The sequence below is a fragment of the Rhodomicrobium lacus genome, assembly GCF_003992725.1.
In the GTDB taxonomy this organism is placed as follows: domain Bacteria; phylum Pseudomonadota; class Alphaproteobacteria; order Rhizobiales; family Rhodomicrobiaceae; genus Rhodomicrobium; species Rhodomicrobium lacus.
Window position 1 is genome coordinate 701,608 of the sequence record NZ_RZNF01000002.1, and the last position, 18,402, is coordinate 720,009.

General features: G+C 63.6%; 16 protein-coding genes. 9 read left to right on the top strand and 7 right to left on the bottom strand.

Going from position 1 to position 18,402, the window contains the following annotated elements; all coding sequences use genetic code 11:
* Positions 1–188: 188 nt before the first annotated feature.
* From bchM to bchF, 6 genes are all read right to left on the bottom strand, one after another.
* A complete protein-coding gene (bchM, locus tag EK416_RS04070) occupies positions 189–887 on the bottom strand; it encodes a magnesium protoporphyrin IX methyltransferase (RefSeq protein WP_127076190.1) in 699 nt (232 codons plus the stop codon).
* On the bottom strand, positions 887–1,729 hold the full coding sequence (gene bchL / locus EK416_RS04075; protein ID WP_245433941.1) for a ferredoxin:protochlorophyllide reductase (ATP-dependent) iron-sulfur ATP-binding protein: 843 nt from the start codon (positions 1,727–1,729) through the stop codon (positions 887–889). The genes bchM and bchL overlap by 1 nt, the downstream gene beginning before the upstream one ends.
* An 89-nt stretch (positions 1,730–1,818) precedes the next feature.
* Complete coding sequence (locus tag EK416_RS04080) at positions 1,819–5,595, bottom strand: magnesium chelatase subunit H (RefSeq protein WP_127076191.1); 3,777 nt, start codon at positions 5,593–5,595, stop codon at positions 1,819–1,821.
* Entirely contained in the window at positions 5,570–7,156 is a 1,587-nt protein-coding gene (bchB, locus tag EK416_RS04085) for a ferredoxin:protochlorophyllide reductase (ATP-dependent) subunit B (protein WP_127076192.1), read from the bottom strand. The genes EK416_RS04080 and bchB overlap by 26 nt, the downstream gene beginning before the upstream one ends.
* 3 nt (positions 7,157–7,159) lie before the next feature.
* Entirely contained in the window at positions 7,160–8,440 is a 1,281-nt protein-coding gene (locus EK416_RS04090; RefSeq protein ID WP_127076193.1) for a ferredoxin:protochlorophyllide reductase (ATP-dependent) subunit N, read from the bottom strand.
* Positions 8,437–8,961 (bottom strand): 2-vinyl bacteriochlorophyllide hydratase, encoded by a 525-nt coding sequence (bchF, locus tag EK416_RS04095; protein WP_127076194.1) that lies wholly within the window; start codon positions 8,959–8,961, stop codon positions 8,437–8,439. The genes EK416_RS04090 and bchF overlap by 4 nt, the downstream gene beginning before the upstream one ends.
* Before the next feature lie 396 nt (positions 8,962–9,357).
* Between bchF and EK416_RS04100 the strand changes: the two genes are divergently transcribed.
* The 7 genes from EK416_RS04100 to EK416_RS04130 all read left to right on the top strand — a co-directional run bounded on the left by EK416_RS04100 (position 9,358) and on the right by EK416_RS04130 (position 15,996).
* Positions 9,358–10,059, top strand: a complete 702-nt coding sequence (locus tag EK416_RS04100; RefSeq protein ID WP_127076195.1) for a cobalamin-dependent protein — start codon at positions 9,358–9,360, stop codon at positions 10,057–10,059.
* 27 nt (positions 10,060–10,086) lie between these two features.
* Positions 10,087–11,532, top strand: a complete 1,446-nt coding sequence (gene ppsR, locus EK416_RS04105) for a transcriptional regulator PpsR (protein ID WP_127076196.1) — start codon at positions 10,087–10,089, stop codon at positions 11,530–11,532.
* A 131-nt stretch (positions 11,533–11,663) separates the two neighbouring features.
* Positions 11,664–12,548 carry a chlorophyll synthase ChlG gene (chlG, locus tag EK416_RS04110; RefSeq protein WP_127076197.1) on the top strand — a complete coding sequence of 295 codons (885 nt, stop codon included), beginning with the start codon at positions 11,664–11,666 and terminating at the stop codon, positions 12,546–12,548.
* Complete coding sequence (locus tag EK416_RS04115; protein WP_127076198.1) at positions 12,549–13,907, top strand: BCD family MFS transporter; 1,359 nt, start codon at positions 12,549–12,551, stop codon at positions 13,905–13,907. It begins immediately after the preceding gene.
* Between the two features lie 2 nt (positions 13,908–13,909).
* Positions 13,910–15,103 carry a geranylgeranyl diphosphate reductase gene (locus tag EK416_RS04120; RefSeq protein ID WP_127076199.1) on the top strand — a complete coding sequence of 398 codons (1,194 nt, stop codon included), beginning with the start codon at positions 13,910–13,912 and terminating at the stop codon, positions 15,101–15,103.
* Positions 15,100–15,630 (top strand): TspO/MBR family protein, encoded by a 531-nt coding sequence (locus EK416_RS04125; RefSeq protein WP_210210967.1) that lies wholly within the window; start codon positions 15,100–15,102, stop codon positions 15,628–15,630. The genes EK416_RS04120 and EK416_RS04125 overlap by 4 nt, the downstream gene beginning before the upstream one ends.
* Positions 15,631–15,738: 108 nt before the next feature.
* Positions 15,739–15,996 carry a hypothetical protein gene (locus tag EK416_RS04130; RefSeq protein WP_127076200.1) on the top strand — a complete coding sequence of 86 codons (258 nt, stop codon included), beginning with the start codon at positions 15,739–15,741 and terminating at the stop codon, positions 15,994–15,996.
* A gap of 281 nt (positions 15,997–16,277) precedes the next feature.
* Here the strand turns inward: EK416_RS04130 and EK416_RS04135 are convergent, their stop codons facing one another.
* A complete protein-coding gene (locus EK416_RS04135) occupies positions 16,278–16,655 on the bottom strand; it encodes a c-type cytochrome (RefSeq protein WP_127076201.1) in 378 nt (125 codons plus the stop codon).
* Between the two features lie 301 nt (positions 16,656–16,956).
* Here EK416_RS04135 and EK416_RS04140 point away from each other — a divergent pair, with 301 nt between their 5' ends.
* On the top strand, positions 16,957–17,751 hold the full coding sequence (locus tag EK416_RS04140; RefSeq protein ID WP_127076202.1) for a thymidylate synthase: 795 nt from the start codon (positions 16,957–16,959) through the stop codon (positions 17,749–17,751).
* The gene (locus EK416_RS04145; RefSeq protein WP_127076203.1) at positions 17,748–18,284 is read left to right on the top strand and encodes a dihydrofolate reductase; all 537 of its coding nucleotides are present in this window, start codon (positions 17,748–17,750) and stop codon (positions 18,282–18,284) included. Before EK416_RS04140 ends, EK416_RS04145 begins: the two co-directional genes overlap by 4 nt.
* Positions 18,285–18,402: the final 118 nt, after the last annotated feature.

An 18,402-nucleotide genomic window follows, 5' to 3' on the forward strand; every position in this document is an offset into this window, starting at 1 on the left:
CTTCGACGGGTTTGCGGTGGAAACCGAAATCGGCGGAATATCGGTTGCTTTGTCGCCCCCTGAAGTCAGGGTGGCGTTAGCGGGCTGCGGCGCGGCGTAAGCTGTCGAATCGGACACGGCAGCTGTTTCGTCCGGCGTCTCCTTCGGAGTGCCGGGCGCGCCCACCTGCCTATGACCTCCGACATCCGTCACGCGGCGACCAACTCCATGGCGTGCGAGGTGTAGAACCCGTTCACGATCCGCTCCGAGCGACCCTGTGTGAAGCCCGCGAGGCGGCTATCCTTCGTGATCATCCCTGAAAGTCTGGTTTCCGCAATAGGTTCGATGGCCGGCGACCGATCCGAACGGGGGAAAAGCTTGCCCGCGCTGTGCATGACGGAGAGCGCGAATGTCTTTGGCGCGAAGGTGAAAAGCACCTGCCGATCTGCAAGCGAGGCGAGACCCGAAAGCGCGCTTACGAGGTCGTCCGCCTTGTAGTGAATGAGCGAATCCATCGCGACGCAGAAATCGTAGCGACCGCGCGAAGCGTCCAGCATATCGCCGGAATGGAATTCGATTCGGTCGGCGACATCTTCCGGCATGCGCTCCTGAGCGATGCCGACGAGCGTCGGGGAGAGATCCACCGCCACCACATGCGCGCCGCGACGCGCCGCTTCCACCGAGAGAAGCCCGGTGCCGCAACCGGCGTCGAGAAGACGCGCGCCTGTCAGGTCGTCGGGAAGCCAGCTCATGAGCGTCGCGCGCATGCGGTCGCGGCCCGCGCGCACCGTCGCGCGCACGCCGCTGACAGGGGCATCGGTCGTCAGTTTCGCCCACGCATCCGCCGCAGTCCTGTCGAAATAGGTTTTGAGGTCGTGGCGGCGATCGAGGTAGGACTGCGTCGTCATCAGTTGAATCCCAGGAATTCGAAAATATCGCGGTCTTTCATCGGCGTGGCCTCCAGCGGCTCGGCGCCGTCCCACATCGCCTGCGCAAGCTTCAGATATTCCGACTGCGCGCGTTCCACATCCTCCGACGGGTCCATCTCGAACAGGGTCTTCTTCTTGAGACGCGAAAGGCGGATGCAGTCGAGGTCGGGGACGTGTGCCATGCGCTTCAGACCGATAGCGGCATTGAAGCGGTCGATCTCGTCGGTGGCGCGGCTGCGGTTCGCCACAACGCCGCCAAGACGCACGCGGTAGTTCTTCGATTTCGCCTGAATGGCCGCGACGATGCGGTTCATCGCGAAAATCGAATCGAAGTCGTTCGCCGTCACGATCAGCGCGCGCTCGGCATATTGCAGCGGTGCCGCGAAGCCGCCGCATACCACGTCGCCCAGCACGTCGAACACCACGACATCGGTCTCGTCGAGCAGATGATGCTCCTTCATGAGCTTCACCGTCTGCCCCACGACATAGCCGCCGCAGCCTGTGCCCGCCGGCGGTCCGCCCGCCTCGACGCACATGACGCCGTTATAGCCCTCGAACATGTAGTCCTCGGGACGAAGCTCCTCGGTGTGGAAGTTCACCGTTTCGAGCACGTCGATGACCGTCGGAATCATGCTCTTCGTGAGCGTGAACGTGCTGTCGTGCTTCGGATCGCAGCCGATCTGGAGCACGCGCTTGCCGAGCTTCGAGAACGCGACCGACAGGTTCGACGACGTCGTGCTCTTGCCGATGCCGCCCTTGCCGTAGACTGCGAAAACCTTGGCATTCCCGATCTTCATGTTCGGATCGAGATGCACCTGCATGCTGCCTTCGCCGTCGCCTTCGTCCTGGCCTGCGGCGCCCTTGGCGCGATATTGCGGGATCGGCTGCGCCGGTATGCGCGTGTACATGCTCATGCGGCTTCCTCTACCATGCCAACCCCTTCTATCTGGTCTTCGAGTTCCTCGGACGCCTTGCGAAGAGCGTCGAGCGTCTCGTCGTCCGGCTTCCAGTAGTTGCGTTCGTAAGCTTCGTTCAGACGGTTCACCATGCGCGCGGTCGCTGTCGGGTTCAAGGCCGCGAGCCGCTTGCGCATCGTTTCGTCAAGCACATAGGTCTGCGTGAGGCGCTGATAGACCCATGGATCGACCTGCCCTGTCGTCGCCGACCAGCCCATCGTGTTGGTGACGGTCGCCTCGATCTGGCGCACGCCCTCATAGCCGTGCTCCAGCATGCCTTCATACCATTTCGGGTTGAGCGCCCGTGTGCGCGTCTCAAGCGAAACCTGCTCGGAAAGCGTGCGCACCTTGCCCTCGCCGCGCGTCTGGTCGCTGATATAGACGGGCAGATCCTTGCCACCTTTCGCGCGCTTGACCGACCGCGTGATGCCGCCCAGCGTATCGAAATACTGGTCGATGGTGGTCACGCCGAGATCGACCGAATCGAGGTTCTGATAGGCGAGATCGACGTCCGCGAGCATCGTCTTCAGGAGCGCGGGCTGCGCCATCGGCTTGCCCTGCCGTCCGTAGGCGAACGACTTGCGGCGGCTGTAGGTCTCGGCCAGTTCGTCCTCGTCCTGCCATGCGCCCGAGTCGACGAGCAGGTTGACGTTCGCGCCGTAAGCGCCGTCTCCGTTCGAGAAAACGCGAAGCGAGGCCGTTTCCATGTCGCAGTTTTGCGACGTCTGATAGGCGAGCGCGTGTTTGCGGATGAAGTTCCTGTCGAGCGGCTCGTCCGCGATGGCGGCCTCGTAGGACGCTTCCGCGAGCAGCTTCATCTGCAAGGGCAGGAGGTCGCGGAAGATGCCCGACATGGTCATCACCACGTCGATGCGCGGGCGGCCGAGTTCTTCGAGCGGCACGAGCGAGGCACCGCACACGCGGCCATAGCTGTCAAGACGCGGGCGCGCGCCCATGAGCGCCAGCGCCTGCGCGATCGGCTCGCCTTCCGTCTTGAGGTTGTCGGTGCCCCAGAGCACGAACGCGACCGATTCGGGCAGCGCGTTGCCTTCCGCCATATGGCGGTCGAGGAGCCGCGCCGCCTGCTTCTCGCCTTCCTTCATCGCGAACACGCTCGGGATGCGGAAGGGGTCGAAGCCGTGGATGTTACGGCCGGTTGGCAGGATGTCGGGATTGCGGATGATGTCGCCGCCCGCGACGGGGCGGATGTAGCGGGCGTCGAGCGCGCGCACGATGGCGGGCAGTTCCGCGTCCTCGCCGAGGTGGTTGTACATCTCCGCGAGCTTGGCGAGCTTGGCGATATTCTGCTCGGAGCGTTCGAGCCCCGCGCGCTTCAGCGCCTCCTCCGGCGACTGGCCACCCGCTACGGCGCGGATCAGATCGTGAGGCGGGCTGAAACCGTCGAGCGCCTCGGCGGCGAAGGCGAGAAGGTCGCGCCGCTCGTCGTCGGTCGCCGGCTTTCCAACCACGTGGAGGCCATGCGGGATCAGCGTCTCTTCAAGCTCAATCACGGCATTGATGAGCGCCGCCACCTTGCCTTCGACCTCGGCCGCAGGCCATTGCGGCTCGGCTTCGGCGAGATCGACGGCGGAAGCCTGCGCCTGAATGAGCGCGGCGAGTGCTTCCTTCTCGGCGTCGACCGTCTCGGGGGTGAACTCGCGCCAGCGCTGCACCGAAGCCTTGAGGTCGAGCAGCCCGCGATAAAGCCCCGCCTGCGTGACGGGCGGCGTCAGATAGCTGACGACCGTCGCCGCACTGCGGCGCTTCGCGAGCGTGCCTTCCGACGGGTTGTTCGCCGCATAGAGATAGAAGTTCGGCAGGTCGCCAATGAGCCGGTCCGGCCAGCAGTCGCCCGAGAGGCCGGTTTGCTTGCCCGGCATGAATTCGAGCGCGCCATGGGTGCCGAAATGCAGCAGCGCGTGCACGCCGAAATCGTCACGCAGCCAGCGGTAGAACGCCGAGAAGGCATGCGTCGGCGCGAAACCGCGCTCGAACAGCAAGCGCATCGGATCGCCTTCATAGCCCATCGCGGGCTGGATGCCGACGAACACATTGCCGAACGTCTCGCCGAGCACGAACACCGTCGCGCCATCGGTCTGCTGGCGGCCGGGAGCGGCGCCCCACGCCTTTTCGATCTGCGGCAGCCACTTCTCGGCGCGAATGTAATCGTTAACCGGGATGCGGGCCAGCACGTTGGCGGGCGTGCCGTAACGGGCCGAATTGCCGCCGATCACGCGTTCACGCAGCGCATCGACGGACTCGGGCAGCTCGACGGTGTAGCCTTCCGCCTTCAGCCGTTGAAGCGTGTTGTAGAGCGACTCGAACACCGCAAGCGACATCGCCGTGCCGATGTTGCCAGCATTCGGCGGGAAACAGAACATCACGACGCCGAGCTTTCGCTCCGCGCGCGCGCTCTTCCGAAGCTGGATCAGACGCTCGACACGCGAAGAGATCATATCGGCGCGTTCGACGCAGGAATGCATGTCGCGGGCGGTCGAGGCCGGGAAGACGCAGCCGAGTTCGCAGCCGGGGCAAGGCGCGTCGGTGCAGTCGGATCGGCCGCCGAACACCGCCGGACCCGTGGCGCCGTCAAGTTCGGGGATCGCCACCATCATAGTGCTTTCCACGGGCATAAGCCCGCGAACGTCGCCCGCCCATTGCTGAAGCGTCTGGAATTCGACCGGCTGGACGGAGATATAAGGGACGTCGAGCCTCGCAAGAATTTCCTGCGCGCCCTTGGCGTCATTATAGGCCGGACCACCGACGAGCGAGAAGCCGGTGAGCGAGACGAGCGCGTCGATCTTCGACCTGCCGTTCTCGATGAAATAACGCTCGATCGCCTCGCGCGCGTCGAGGCCGCTCGCGAAGACGGGAATCACGTTCAAGCCCCGCTTCTCCAGCGTCTCGATCATGCCGTCATAATGGAGCGAATTGCCCGCGAGCACGTAGGAACGCATGACGAGCACGCCGACCGTGCCCTTGTCGCTGCCCTTTGCGTGCGGCAGTTCGTCGATGCTGTGCCCGACGCGATTTTTAAGCGTCGGGTGATAAACGCCGACCTCGGGATATTCCACCGGCTCGGCCGCGCTGATCTTGCCGCGCAGAGCCTGGCGCGGGCCGCTCGCATAGCGGTTCACAAGATAGCGAACCATGTGCGCAATATTGTCGTCGGAACCGGCGAGCCAGTATTGCAGCGTGAGGAAGTAGGCGCGCACGTCCTGCGCGGCGCCGGGGATGAAGCGCAGGATCTTCGGCAGGCGGCGCAGCATGGCCATCTGCTTGGCGCCGGCGTTCGCCGGTTGGCTCTCGCCTTCCTTCTTCTTCGGCTTCAGCTTCTTCAAAAGCGACAGGACGCCCTTGTCCGAGCCGTCCATGTTGAAGCCGCCCATCTTGGTGACGCGCGCGACTTCGCTCGCCGACATGCAGGCAATCATGGCGTCGCAATGGTCGCGGCGCGCTTCGAGCGCGGGCAGCACCGCCTTGATGTGCTCCTCGATGAACAGCATCGTGGTGAGGATGATGTCGCCCTCGCGGATGTCGTCGAGGCACTCGTCGAGAAGCTCGGGGTTCTGACCCCACTCGCTCGCGGCGTGAAGCGTGATGCGAAGGCCCGGCAGTTCGTCTGCCAGCGTCTCCTTGGCACGCTCGACGGCGCTCGCCAGATGGCTGTCGAGCGTTACAATGACGAAGCGCACGGGTGTGCTGCTAGCGGCTGAAGTGCGCTTTTGCATCGTAAAGTGTCTCTACCGTAATGTTCGAGATGCCTTTTTCGGCGGCGTAGCGCTCGGTGTTCCGTTTCGCCTTGCCGCGAACGAAGAAAGGAATTTTGCGAAGCTCGGCCTCGGCGTCGGCGAGCCACACCGGCGCTGCGGCCGTGCCGGAGCTTTCCGCGGGCCGCGCGGCCACCGCAACTGCGGCCGCCTGAGCCGTGGCGGCCGCAGCCTCTCGCGCGACGGGCGCTTCCTTCGGGGCTTGCGGCGCAGCGCCGAGATGCGAGGGGGCCTCCTGAAACTCGAAATCCTCGCGGAACATGCGAAGCAGATGCTCTTCGAGGCCCATCATGAGCGGATGCACCCACGTGTCGAACAGCACGTTCGCGCCCTCGAAACCCATCTGCGGCGAATAGCGCGCCGGGAAATCCTGAACGTGGACAGGCGCGGAGATGACGGCGCAAGGGATGCCGAGGCGCTTGGCGACATGCCGCTCCATCTGCGTGCCGAGCACGAGTTCCGGATTGGAGTCGCGGACTGCCGATTCGACTTCGAGGTAATCGTCGGTGATCAGCGGCTGAACCCCGTATTCGGCGGCGGCGGCGCGGATCTCGCGGGCAAATTCGCGGCTGTAGGTGCCGAGGCCGACGACCTGGAAACCAAGTTCCTTCGAGGCCACGCGGGCGGCGGCGAGCGCATGCGTCGCGTCGCCGAAGATGAAGACGCGCTTGCCGGTAAGGTACGTCGAGTCGACCGAACGGGAGTACCACGGCAGCCGCGTACGCTCCGTCACGTCTGCGGACACGCCGGCGACTTGGGCGACCTCGGCGATGAAGGCACGCGTCGCGGTGACGCCGATGGGCACGGTCTTCGTATAGGGCTGCTTGAAAGCGCGCTCCAGCCACTGCGCGGTCGACAGCGCGTGTTCGGGATAGAGCACGACGTTGAAATCCGCGTCGGGAATGCGCTGGATGTCGGCGGGCGAGGCTCCTAGCGGCGCTACCACGTTGACGCCGATGCCCATGCTGTCGAGAAGGCGCGTGATTTCGAGGATGTCGTCGCGATGGCGGAAGCCGAGAGCGGTCGGGCCGAGGAGATTCGCAAGGGGACGCTCGTTCTTCGGGCGCTCCTGCCCCTGACGCGGACCCGCGAGGGTGCGGACGATACGATAGAAGGTTTCGGCCGCGCCCCAGTTTTCTTTCTTCTGATAGGCGGGCAGTTCGAGCGGGATCACGGGAACCGGCAGGCCGAGCGCTTCGGCGAGACCGCCGGGGTCGTCCTGAATGAGTTCGGCCGTACATGACGAGCCGACGAGCAGCGCCTGCGGCTTGAACCGCTCGTAGGCTTCGGCAAGCGCCGCCTGAAACAGTTCCGCCGTGTCGGTGCCGAGATCGCGCGCCTGAAATGTCGTGTAGGTGACGGGCGGACGCTTGTCGCGGCGCTCGATCATTGTGAAGAGAAGGTCGGCGTAGGTGTCGCCCTGCGGCGCATGAAGGACATAATGAACGCCCGTCATCGCGGTGGCGACGCGCATCGCTCCGATATGCGGCGGGCCTTCATAGGTCCATACGGTGAGTTGCATCCGTTAAACCTCCAGCCGCCCGCGACGATTCAGCGGCCGCGCGAAAAGCTCCGCGAGATCGCCAGCCTGATCGTAGCCCTGGATCGGCGTAAATAGAAGCTCGATCGACCATTTTGTTGCGAGACCTTCCGCTTCGAGCGGGTTGGCAAGGCCGAGGCCGCACACCGTCAGATCGGGGCGCGCCTGGCGGCAACGGTCGAGTTGGCGTTCGACGTCCTGTCCTTCGCAGATCACGACGTCCTTGTGAAGCAGATCGAGTTCCGCCGCAAGATGCTGGCGGTGAAGATAGGGCGTGCCCACCTCCGCGAGCGTCATGTCGAGTTCCCGGCTCGCGAAGCGCGCGAGGGGCACCTCCAGCTGCGAATCGGGGAAGAAGAAGATGGATTTGCCTTCGAGCTTCGCCTTGTGCGCGGAGAGCGCCCGTCTTGCGCGTTCGCGCGGCGCGGCGACAACGGCCTCGAAGCGCTCGTCCGGCACGCCGAAGGTTCTCGCCGCAGCCTGCAGCCAGCCTGTCGTGCCTTCCTCGCCCAGCGGAAACGGAGCCGGGATGTGCCGCGCGCCGCGACGCTGAAGTGTGCGAGCGGTTTCCGTGAGGAATGGCTGCGCGAGAAGAAACCGGGTGTTCTCGCCGACCGGCGGCAGATGCTGACTGTCGCGCGGCGGGAAGAAATGCACATTTTCAAGGCCTATGTCGCGGAAAAGCCTGGCGAACTGATCCTCCACCACATCCGCAAGCGTGCCGACGACCATCAGCGAGCGAGGGGCGTCCCGGCCCGCTTCCGGGAGAACCGGCACCAGCGACGCGAGACAGGTGTCCTCGCCCTGCGTGAAGGTCGTGTCGAGGCCGCTGCCGGAATAGCTGAAAATGCCGACGCTGCCCGCGAAGTTCGCCGAAAGCCGCTGCGCCGCGCGATCGAGATCGAGCTTGATCACCTCGGATGGGCATGAGGCGACGAGAAACAGCATCCTGATGTCCGGGCGGCGTTCCAGCAGCCGGTTCACCACGCGGTCGAGTTCCTCGTTCATGTCGGCGAGGCCCGCCAGATCCCGTTCTTCTATAATGGCGGTGCCAAAGCGAGGCTCCGCGAAGATCATCACACCGGCGGCCGACTGGATCAGATGCGCGCAGGTTCTGGAGCCGACGACAAGGAAGAAGGCATCCTGAATCTTGCGATGCAGCCAGACGATGCTGGTAAGCCCGCAGAAAACGGCGCGCTGGCCGCGTTCGTGACGAACCTGCCGGTCCTGACAACCAGCGTCAGCGACGGCGTTTTCAATGCTCATTGCGCCATCTCCGGCTCGACTGCGGCTTTCGGTTCGGCGGCGGCCCTCGCCTCGTCGAGGCGGGCAGCGCGAAGCTTGAGAAGGAATTGCGCCGCGTTCACGACGTAAGCCGTGTAGGCCGCGAGCGCGATGAACATCTGCGTCCGCGTATCGAACACACCATAGACGAGAGCGGCAAGATAGGCGGTGTGGAGCGCGATGACGAGGAAGCTCATCACGTCTTCCCAGAAGAAGGCAGGCGCCAGCAGATACTGCCCGAAAACCTTCTTCTCCCAGATCGCGCCGGTAATCATGATCGTATACAGGACCAGCGTCTTGACGACGATGGACACCGTCGCCGCATATTCGCCCGTGCCGGTCGCGAGATAGCGGACCACAAGCCCAAGGCTTACAAGAAAGACGAGAAACTGCAATGGCGCGAGCACGCCCTGAACGATGGTCCAGGGGGAGGCGTCGCGGCGGATGCGTTCTTCAGGCGTGTAAAGCGGGCGTCGCGGTTTTTTGCCCAGCTTTTGTTGCATGCGCTATCCCCACAAAAAGTCGCTGGCATTTAGAACTGGTGTCAATGGACTGTCAACAAAACTTGACGTAACGCCCAATTTACAGTTACCTTAAGCTGTGTCGTTTGGAGAACGCTGGGCGCAGAGTGCGCTGGCGGCTGGCGGAATTCGTTTGAATAACGCATCCCTTTCAGCGTAAGCCTCGCCCAAGTCTCACCCCATCGATACAAGCGATCGTCGACCGGGTGTTACGCCGGGCTTGAAGATCGTGTCACTTATCGCCGGCAGGAGGAAAAGGCAAGCTGACGTGAAGGCGCAGGATTGTGGCCCTCTTCGTCACCGGTTCGAACCGGAGGACTTGCCAAACGATGAGAGGGTGAGACCATTTCACGGCTTCTTGTTGCTCTTCAATCCGGCATGCCCATAAAGCCCGCAGCGGCTGACGCGGGAGACTTCACCCCGAGCGATATTGAGCGCTTCACGTCTCTCCTGTTGTCGCCCGACGGCTCGGGCGCGTCAGCCTTCCTCGACCGCAGGCGCGACGAGGGCTACGAACCGGAGACCATCCTTCTCGGCCTTTTTGGACCTGCGGCAGTTCGTCTCGGGCATCTCTGGGAATCCGACCATTGCGGCTTCACGCAGGTGACGATTGCCGTTTCGCGCCTTCGGGAACTGCTGCGGACACGCGCCGTTTCCTACGAATTCAACGCGCAAATCTGGCATCACGGACGGCGCGCGCTCCTTGCCTCCACGCCCGGCGACCAGCACACGCTGGGATTGTTCGTGGTCGAATCTTTTTTTCGCCGCGACGGTTGGGATGTGTGGGGGGGACAGATTGACTCGAGCGAGGAAATTACCCACTTAGTCGGCAGGCAATGGTTCGCCGTCGCCGGGTTCTCTCTCAGTTCGGAGCGATTTCTGGATCGGCTGGCGTCGCTGATCCGAAGTGTCCGGCGGCACTCGTGCAACCGCGATATCGGCGTGCTTGTAGGCGGCGCGGTGTTCCTTCAGCAGCCTGATTTGGTGGAGCGGGTTGGAGCCGACGCATTTGCCACCGACGGGCGTTTGGCTGTCTTGCGGGCGCGAACCTTACTCGCGCAGAAGCCTCTGCGTAATTAGCGAGGCGAGAGGATATTTGGCGCAACAATGGAGATCCTGGTCTCTCGCAACGTGAACTCGTTTCAGGCACCGAAGAAGTCGCTTGGTTCGCTGAACGCCAGCGTCATCGCGAGGCTGATCTCCGCCGCGGCCGATGTTGCGCTCGTCGTCGACAAGAGCGGCATCGTCAAGGATATCGCCGTCGGCAGCGAAGACCTCGCCAACGCCGGTTTCGGCGAATGGATCGGTGTGCCCTGGGTCGACACCGTGACGCCGGAAAGCCGCCACAAGGTTGAGGAACTGCTCCGCGAGGCCGCGCTCAAGGTTCCCACACGGTGGCGCGAAGTCAACCACACCGCACCCGGCGGCGATCTCGTGCCGGTGCGTTATTCCGCGCTCCAGATTCGCTCCGACGGCCGCATCGTCGCCTTCGGACGCGACCTTCGCGCGCTGGCGAGCCTCCAGCAGCAACTCGTCGACGCACAGCTTTCGATCGAACGCGATTACGCGCGGCTGAGGCAGTCCGAGCTTCGTTACCGGCTGCTCTTTCAGATCGCGTCGGAAGCCATCGTCATCGCAGACGCCTGGTCCGGCCGCATCACCGAGGTGAACCCCGCCGCGCAGACGCTGATCGGCGAATCGTCGAAGAAGCTCACCGCGCAGACACTCGTCGACCTCGTCGATCCGGCCGACGCCGCCGCGCTTCATGACCTTCTCGCAACCGTCCGCTCCACGGGGGCGGGCGACAGTGTCGTCTTGCGGCTCGCGGGTCTCGACCGGCGCTTCACCTTTTCAAGCTCGTTCTTCCGGCAAGGGGCCAGCGCATTCATCCTCGCGCGGATCGCGCCCGTCGATCCTCAGGTGTGCGAATGCATGCCCGGCAAGACGGGCATGCTCGACAGAATTCTCGAACGGCTGCCCGAAGGCTTCGTCACGACCGATGCCGATGGGCGCGTGCTTTCCGCCAACACCGCCTTTCTCGATCTCGCGCAGCTTTCAAATCCCGAGCAGGCGCAGGGCCATGCTCTCGAAAACTGGCTTGGCCGCTCCGGCGTCGACATGAACGTGCTGATGGCCAACCTTCGCGAGCACGGCTCCGTTCGCGGCTTCCCGACAATCGTCAATGGAGCCTATGGCTCGCTGGAAGATGTCGAAGTTTCCGCCGTGTCCGTGCCGAATGGGCAGCAGCCCGGTTTCGGTTTCGTCATTCGTTCGTCCGCGACACGAGCCTCACAGCAAAAGGCCGCGCGCCCGGCGAACCTCGCGCGATCCGTCGATCAACTGACCGAACTTGTCGGGCGCGTCTCGCTGAAGGATCTCGTGCGCGAATCGAGCGACCTCATCGAGAAGCTTTGTATCGAGGCCGCGCTCGAACTGACCGGCGACAATCGGGCCTCGGCGGCGGAAATGCTGGGGCTGTCGCGCCAGAGCCTGTATGTGAAGCTTCGCCGCTACGGGCTCGGCGATCTGCAACCGGAAGGCAGCGGCGAATAGAGCTGACGCTGAAACAGCGAAATTGCGCTTCTTCCGACAAGCTTCAGCCGGATAGGATTTTTTGCCTCAGCCAGCGATACCGCCTGTAAACCCAAATTGACAGGCGCCAATGTAAAATCTAGTGTCCGGCCATGAACCGGCCCGACTTTGCAACCATCCTCGAATACATGAAGCCCATCACGTGGTTCGCACCCATGTGGGCTTTCGGCTGCGGACTGATCTCTTCAGGCTTCAGCTTCGGCAGCAACTGGCAGATCGTGGTCGCGGGCGTGCTGCTCGCGGGCCCCATGGTCTGTGGCACGAGCCAGGCCGTCAACGACTGGTACGACCGCCACGTCGACGCCATCAACGAGCCGAACCGGCCCATCCCGTCCGGGCGACTGCCCGGAAACTGGGGTTTCTATATCTCCGTCACATGGACGATCCTCTCGCTGATCCTTGCGACCACGCTGGGTTTCTGGGGTTTCGCCGCGGCGACCCTCGGCCTCATCCTTGCGTGGATGTACAGCGCGCCGCCCTTCCGCCTGAAGCAGAACGGCTGGTGGGGCAATCTCGCCTGCGGGCTCGCCTATGAAGGGCTGCCGTGGATTACCGCCGCCGCCATCATTGCCGCCGCGCTTCCCGACTGGCGCATCCTGACGGTCGCGCTTCTATACAGCCTCGGCGCGCATGGCATCATGACGCTGAACGACTTCAAGTCTGTCGAAGGCGACATCAAGATGGGCGTGCGCTCCCTGCCCGTGCAGCTCGGCGTTCGCAACGCCGCTTGGCTCGCCTGCGTCGTCATGGCGTTGCCGCAGGTGATCGTGATCGGCCTTCTCGTCTCGTGGGACAGCCTGTGGCACGCGGGCATCGTCTCGGCGCTTCTCGTCGCGCAGTTCGTGTTGATGCGCCGCTTCCTCGGAAACCCGCGCGAGCAGGCGATCTGGTACAACGCCACGGGCACCACGCTCTACGTGCTCGGGATGCTCGTCACGGCTTTCGCATTGCGTCCGTTGTTGCAGGGTCAGATGTAAATGTCCACGACGCTCGGCTGGTTTGGCATCGTCCGCCTCGGACTCGTACAGATGTCGCTCGGCGGCATCGTGGCTCTCGCCACTTCGACGCTGAACCGGGTTATGGTGGTCGAGCTTCTGCTTCCCGCGACATTGCCGGGCCTGCTGTTCGGCATCCACTACGCGGCCGAAATGCTCCGCCCGCGCTGGGGCCACGGCTCCGACAAGGGCGGCAAGCGCACACCGTGGATCATCGGCGGCATGGCCGTTCTCGCGCTTTCGGGTGTCGGCGCGGCCGGTTCCATTGCACTCATGTCCACGAACACGACGGCAGGCATCGCCTGCGCGGTCCTTGCCTATATCGGCATCGGCATCGGCGCGGGCGCGGCGGGAACATCGCTTCTCGTCCTCGTCGCCAAGTCGACCGCCCCCGACCGCAAGGCTACCGCCGCCGCCATCGTCTGGACATTGATGATAAGCGGGACCGCGCTCGCGGCGGGCTTCGCGGGCTTCATGCTCGCCCCCTTCTCGATGGAACGGCTCATAGCCGTCAGCGCCTCGATCTCGGCCATCGCATTTACGATTGCCGTCCTCGCCATCTGGGGCGTCGAGCGGCGCGTGGTCGACGCGGCGGAGAAACCGAAGGAAAAGCCGGCCCACAGCTTTATCGAAGCCATGAAGGACGTTCTGTCAGAGCGCGACGCGCGCCGCATGACGATCTTCATCTTCATCTCCATGCTCGCTTTCAGCGCGCAGGAATTGCTTCTCGAACCGTTCGCGGGCTCGGTCTTCGGCCTGACGCCAGCCGAGACGGCAAAGCTGTTCGGCTCTCATCGCGCGGGCATTGTGCTCGGCATGGTGGCGGGCGGGCTCCTCGGCATCTTCTCCGCCAAAAGTAACTCTCTCGGGCGGTACTGGGTGGCGGGCGGATGCTTCGCCTCTTCCGCCGGGCTTTTCGCGCTCGCAGCCGTCGGTCTCGGCGCCGAGGGCGGGTTTCTCAAGAGCGTCGTCTTCTCGCTCGGCGTGGCAAACGGCATTTACGCTGTGGCCGCCATCGGCACCATGATTTCCATGGCGAGCATCGGCAAGGGTTCGCGCGAGGGCGTCCGCATGGGCATGTGGGGCGCGGCGCAAGCGGTGGCCTTCGGGCTCGGCGGCGTCGTGGGCACGGCTTCGGTCGATATCGCACGCGTCGCGCTCGGCTCCGCCGCAGCCGCCTATTCTCTGCTGTTCATCATTCAGGGCGTGCTTTTCGCGTTCTCGACCTACCTCGCCTTCCGGCTGACCGCGGCCGCCCAAGCCCCAACCGAATCGCATCGCGATACAGAGCTTTCTCACCAGACGAACGCCCCGTTGCGGGTCCATCCGGAGCAAGTTTGACAATGACCGATCTTGACACATTCGACGTCATCGTGGTCGGCGGCGGCCCCGCCGGTGCAACGGCAGCAAACGATCTCGCACGGATGGGCCATCACGTGCTTCTGCTCGACCGGGGGCACCGCATCAAGCCTTGCGGCGGCGCGATCCCGCCGCGAGCCATCAAGGACTTCGCCATACCCGGCGAGTGCCTCGTTGCGCGCATCACCTCGGCTCGCATGGTTGCGCCGTCCGGCAAGGAAGTGGACATGCCCATCGACGGCGGCTTCGTCGGCATGGTGGACCGCGCCACGTTCGACGAATGGCTGCGGAACCGCGCAGCGGCGTCTGGTGCCGAGCGCCGCAAAGGCAAGTTCGAGAAGTATTCGCGCGACGACAAGGGTCGCACCGTCATCACCTACAAGACGCCCGAAGGGGATCGCGTCAACGTCACCGCAAAAGCCGTCATCGGCGCCGATGGGGCGAACTCGGAAGTGGCCAAGCAGGCGTTGCCCGACGTGAAGAAGGTGCCGCTCGTATACGCCTATCACGAAATTGTGAAGGCTCCGGTCGGCGGTTTGACGAACTACGATCCAACGCGCTGCGACGTCTATTATCAGGGCAAGCTGTCGCCTGACTTCTACGGCTGGATCTTCCCGCACGGCGACACGGTCAGCATCGGCACCGGCACCATGATCAAGGGTTTCGACATGCGTCAGGCGGTGGCGGACCTGCGCAAGCATGTGGGCCTCGACGAAGAGCATGCGGAGACGCTGCGCTGGGAAGGCTCGCCCATTCCGCTCAAGCCTCTGAAACGCTGGGATAATGGCCGCGACGTGGTGCTCGCGGGCGATGCGTCCGGCGTGGTTGCCCCGGCTTCGGGCGAGGGCATCTATTACGCTCTGCTGGGCGGCCGACTCGCGGCAGAAGCGGTAGCAGAGTTCCTCAAGACTGCGGACGCCAGGGCGCTCGCCACTGCCCGCAAGCGCTTCATGAAGGAGCACGGAAGGATTTTCTGGGTGCTCGAAATCATGCAGCACTTCTGGTACCGCAACGACAAGCGCCGTGAACGCTTCGTGAACATCTGTCAGGACAAGGACGTTCAGCGCCTCACCTGGCAGTCATACATGCATAAGGAACTAGTTCGCTCCAATCCTGTTGCCCATGCTAGGATCTTCTTCAAGGATCTGGCTCACCTTCTGGGATTGGTACGAACGTGACTTATACACACACAGACACCGCGGAAGCGCTGGCAGGGCCCCGGCCGGGGTTCTGGAAGCCCTTTGGAATCGCATTTTTGCTGGCCATGGTGGTCGGCGGCCTGGGAGCGCTGACGACCGACCTTTCTTCCTGGTATTTTTCGCTCAACAAGCCGTCGTGGCAGCCGCCGGACTGGGCGTTCGGACCGGCGTGGACGGTGATCTATGCCTTCACCGCGCTTGCCGCCGTCTACGCGTGGCGCGAGGCTCCCACCCGCGATGACAGGCTGACAATCGTCCTCCTGTTCCTCTGTACGGCGTTCTTCAACCTGCTCTGGAGCCTGCTGTTCTTTCGGCTTCATCGGCCGGACTGGGCGTTGATCGAGGTGGGCGCGCTCTGGGCCTCGGTATTCATTCCGATCGTCGTTCTGGCGCGTTACTCGAAGACGGCGAGCTGGCTGCTCGTGCCCTATCTTGCATGGGTGACCTTCGCGGGCTTCCTGAATTACACAGTGGTTCAGTTGAACCCGCAGATCGTCGCGCAATAGCGTCAACGTGGCCGGGTACGCCCGGCCATCCCTGCCCTTCCTGTCCGTTCCCCCCCAAATTCCGCTCCGCCTCGGGGCTGCACTTCACTTACACAAATCGGCTGCGCCATGACGACGCTTCTCGACATCATTCTCGTGCTCGTTCTGGTGGAATCGGCCGTCATCGCGGCGTTCCGCTTTCGGAGGAACGAGGCTTCTGCGATCCCGTCCGATCTCGCCTACCTCGCGTCCGGCTTTTTCCTCATGCTGGCGGTCCGTCTCGCCTGGACGGAAACGTCGCCCTTGCTGCCGGTGCTCGCGCTCGTCACGCTAGCCGGGATTTCACATGTGTTCGACATGGTGAAGCGGTTCAGAAAGCCGACCTGACCTCCTGATTGTAAAACAAGCTTTCCGCCGGAGAGCTGGGCCAAGCGCGTGCCGAAAATCGCGCCAGCGCTCTCGGGCATGCGGCAAATCAAACGCCGCGCGCTCGGCAGATTTGTCTTGTCGATCAGCTTCTCTGCGCCAGCTCGATCTGATTTCGTCGAGGACGGCGGCGCGGCCACAAGGCGCGCGCGGGCAGTCTCGCCCGATGGGCGGGCCCAAGCCGTCCGGGGCAACAAAAAAAGGCACCCTCGCGGGTGCCTTTTTCCGAAACCGACAGCGGCTTACTGGCCGTGCTGCGTCGCGAGATACGCGATGACGTCCGCGCGATCCTGCGGGTTCTTCAGGCCGACGAACACCATCTTCGTGCCCGGAACGATAGCCTTCGGATTTTCGAGATACTTGTCGAGGGTGGCTTCGTCCCACGTCAGGCCGGAGTTCTTCATCGCGTCGGAATAGTTGAAGCCCGGGCGCGAGCCCGCCTTCGCGCCGACGACGTTGTTCTGCACGGGGCCGACGCCCGGCTTCGCCGTCGGGCCAACCTGGTGACAGATCTTGCATTGCTTGAAGACCTGCTCACCCTTCACCGGATCGCCAGCGGCATATGCCGAAGCCGACCAGACGAGAGCTGCGCCGACCATGGCGATTTTGACTGCTTTCATAGTTTCACCTGCACCGTTTAAGGTCACTCTGATGGCGTGTGTTTCAATCAGAAAATCGCGTGAAACACAATAATTCTAAACGTCACCTTAAAGAACTTAGAACCGCCTACCGCGTTTCAAGCCGCACGGAAAATAAAAAAGAATTCAGGTATAAGGACCCATTGCGACAAAGTGCCCTCTTGGGAAAAACGCGTATCGACGCCTGCGGTTTCACCGCTTCTCTTGCACCCAATGGGCCGTTCTGATGCAATTCGCAGCAGGGCCTCGCCTCGCCCTTCAAGGAATCGCGTATTCTGACGCCATGCAAACTTACCTCGACCTCCTTCGTGATGTACGCCACCAGGGCACCCGCCGGGACGACCGCACCGGTACGGGCACGCTGAGCCTCTTCGGGCGTCAGGCGCGCTTCGATCTCGAAGCCGGCTTTCCGCTGGTCACGACCAAGAAGCTGCACCTGAAATCGATTGTCCATGAGCTGCTCTGGTTTCTCGCGGGAGATACAAACATCGCGTATCTCAAGGAAAACCGCGTCTCGATCTGGGACGAATGGGCTGACGCGAATGGCGACCTTGGCCCCGTCTACGGCGCGCAGTGGCGGTCATGGCCCGCGCGCGACGGCGGCGCCATCGACCAGATCGCAGACGTCATCCATGCAATCCGCACCAATCCCGATTCGCGCCGCCTCGTCGTCTCGGCGTGGAACCCGGCGGACCTGCCGCGCATGGCGCTGGCGCCCTGTCACTGCCTGTTCCAGTTCTACGTTGCGGACGGCCGCCTGTCCTGCCAACTCTACCAGCGCTCGGCCGACATCTTCCTCGGCGTGCCTTTCAACATCGCCTCCTACGCGCTCCTGACCATGATGGCGGCGCAGGTGACGGGCTTGCGTCCCGGCGACTTCGTGCACACCTTCGGCGACCTGCACCTGTACCTGAACCATATCGAGCAGGCCGACGAGCAACTTCGCAGAGCGCCGCGCCCGCTCCCGCGCATGACCCTCAACCCCGAGGTTCGCTCGATCTTCGATTTCACGTATGCCGACTTCAAGCTCGAAGGCTACGATCCCCATCCGGCGATCAAGGCGCCCGTGGCGGTATGAACAAGGCGCGGTCTTTCACTCTCGCGCTCGTGGTGGCGGCCGCCGAAAACGGCGTCATCGGCCGCGACGGCAAGCTGCCCTGGCGGTTGAAAGGCGATCTCAAGCGCTTCCGCAAGCTCACGATGGGCCATCCCCTCATCATGGGCAGCAAGACGTTCGCCTCCATCGGCAAGCCGCTCGACGGCCGCGATTCCATCGTCCTGACGCGCGATCCGGCAGCCATTTCTCCGCAGCCCTGTTTGTTCACGGCGACGTCGATGGCGAACGCGATCGACCTCGCCCGTGCGCGTGCCGAAGAGCGCGGCGTGGCCGGGGCTTTCGTCATCGGCGGCGCGGAAATCTTCGCCATCGCCCTGCCCTTCGTCGATCGAATCCATCTCGCCCGCGTCCACGCCTCGCCGTCCGGCGACGCATACTGGCGAACGCCGCCGGAAGAGGAATGGCTCGTTGTGTCCAGAGAGGAATGGCCCGCGAGCGAGTCCGACGAGTTTTCGGTGACCGATCTTACGCTGGAGCGGTCCTCGCGCGCTTGACGCGAGCGATAGCGGAAGCCATATGCGGAACACCTTCCGAGTGTGTCCGGCCCCGCACCCGAATGTGGCGGCCGCCCCGAAATTGACACGCGATTGTCAAACGCGGGCCACATTCGAA

Coding starts and splice junctions, on each gene's coding strand:
- EK416_RS04100 (WP_127076195.1), top strand. CDS start 9,358: ATGCCCATAAAGCCCGCAGCGGCTGACGCGGGAGACTTCACCCCGAGC.
- EK416_RS04140 (WP_127076202.1), top strand. CDS start 16,957: ATGCAAACTTACCTCGACCTCCTTCGTGATGTACGCCACCAGGGCACC.
- EK416_RS04135 (WP_127076201.1), bottom strand. CDS start 16,655: ATGAAAGCAGTCAAAATCGCCATGGTCGGCGCAGCTCTCGTCTGGTCG.
- EK416_RS04130 (WP_127076200.1), top strand. CDS start 15,739: ATGACGACGCTTCTCGACATCATTCTCGTGCTCGTTCTGGTGGAATCG.
- chlG (WP_127076197.1), top strand. CDS start 11,664: ATGAACCGGCCCGACTTTGCAACCATCCTCGAATACATGAAGCCCATC.
- EK416_RS04080 (WP_127076191.1), bottom strand. CDS start 5,595: ATGCAAAAGCGCACTTCAGCCGCTAGCAGCACACCCGTGCGCTTCGTC.
- bchB (WP_127076192.1), bottom strand. CDS start 7,156: ATGCAACTCACCGTATGGACCTATGAAGGCCCGCCGCATATCGGAGCG.
- EK416_RS04145 (WP_127076203.1), top strand. CDS start 17,748: ATGAACAAGGCGCGGTCTTTCACTCTCGCGCTCGTGGTGGCGGCCGCC.
- bchL (WP_245433941.1), bottom strand. CDS start 1,729: ATGCAGGTGCATCTCGATCCGAACATGAAGATCGGGAATGCCAAGGTT.
- EK416_RS04115 (WP_127076198.1), top strand. CDS start 12,549: ATGTCCACGACGCTCGGCTGGTTTGGCATCGTCCGCCTCGGACTCGTA.
- ppsR (WP_127076196.1), top strand. CDS start 10,087: ATGGAGATCCTGGTCTCTCGCAACGTGAACTCGTTTCAGGCACCGAAG.
- EK416_RS04120 (WP_127076199.1), top strand. CDS start 13,910: ATGACCGATCTTGACACATTCGACGTCATCGTGGTCGGCGGCGGCCCC.
- EK416_RS04090 (WP_127076193.1), bottom strand. CDS start 8,440: ATGAGCATTGAAAACGCCGTCGCTGACGCTGGTTGTCAGGACCGGCAG.
- bchM (WP_127076190.1), bottom strand. CDS start 887: ATGACGACGCAGTCCTACCTCGATCGCCGCCACGACCTCAAAACCTAT.
- bchF (WP_127076194.1), bottom strand. CDS start 8,961: ATGCAACAAAAGCTGGGCAAAAAACCGCGACGCCCGCTTTACACGCCT.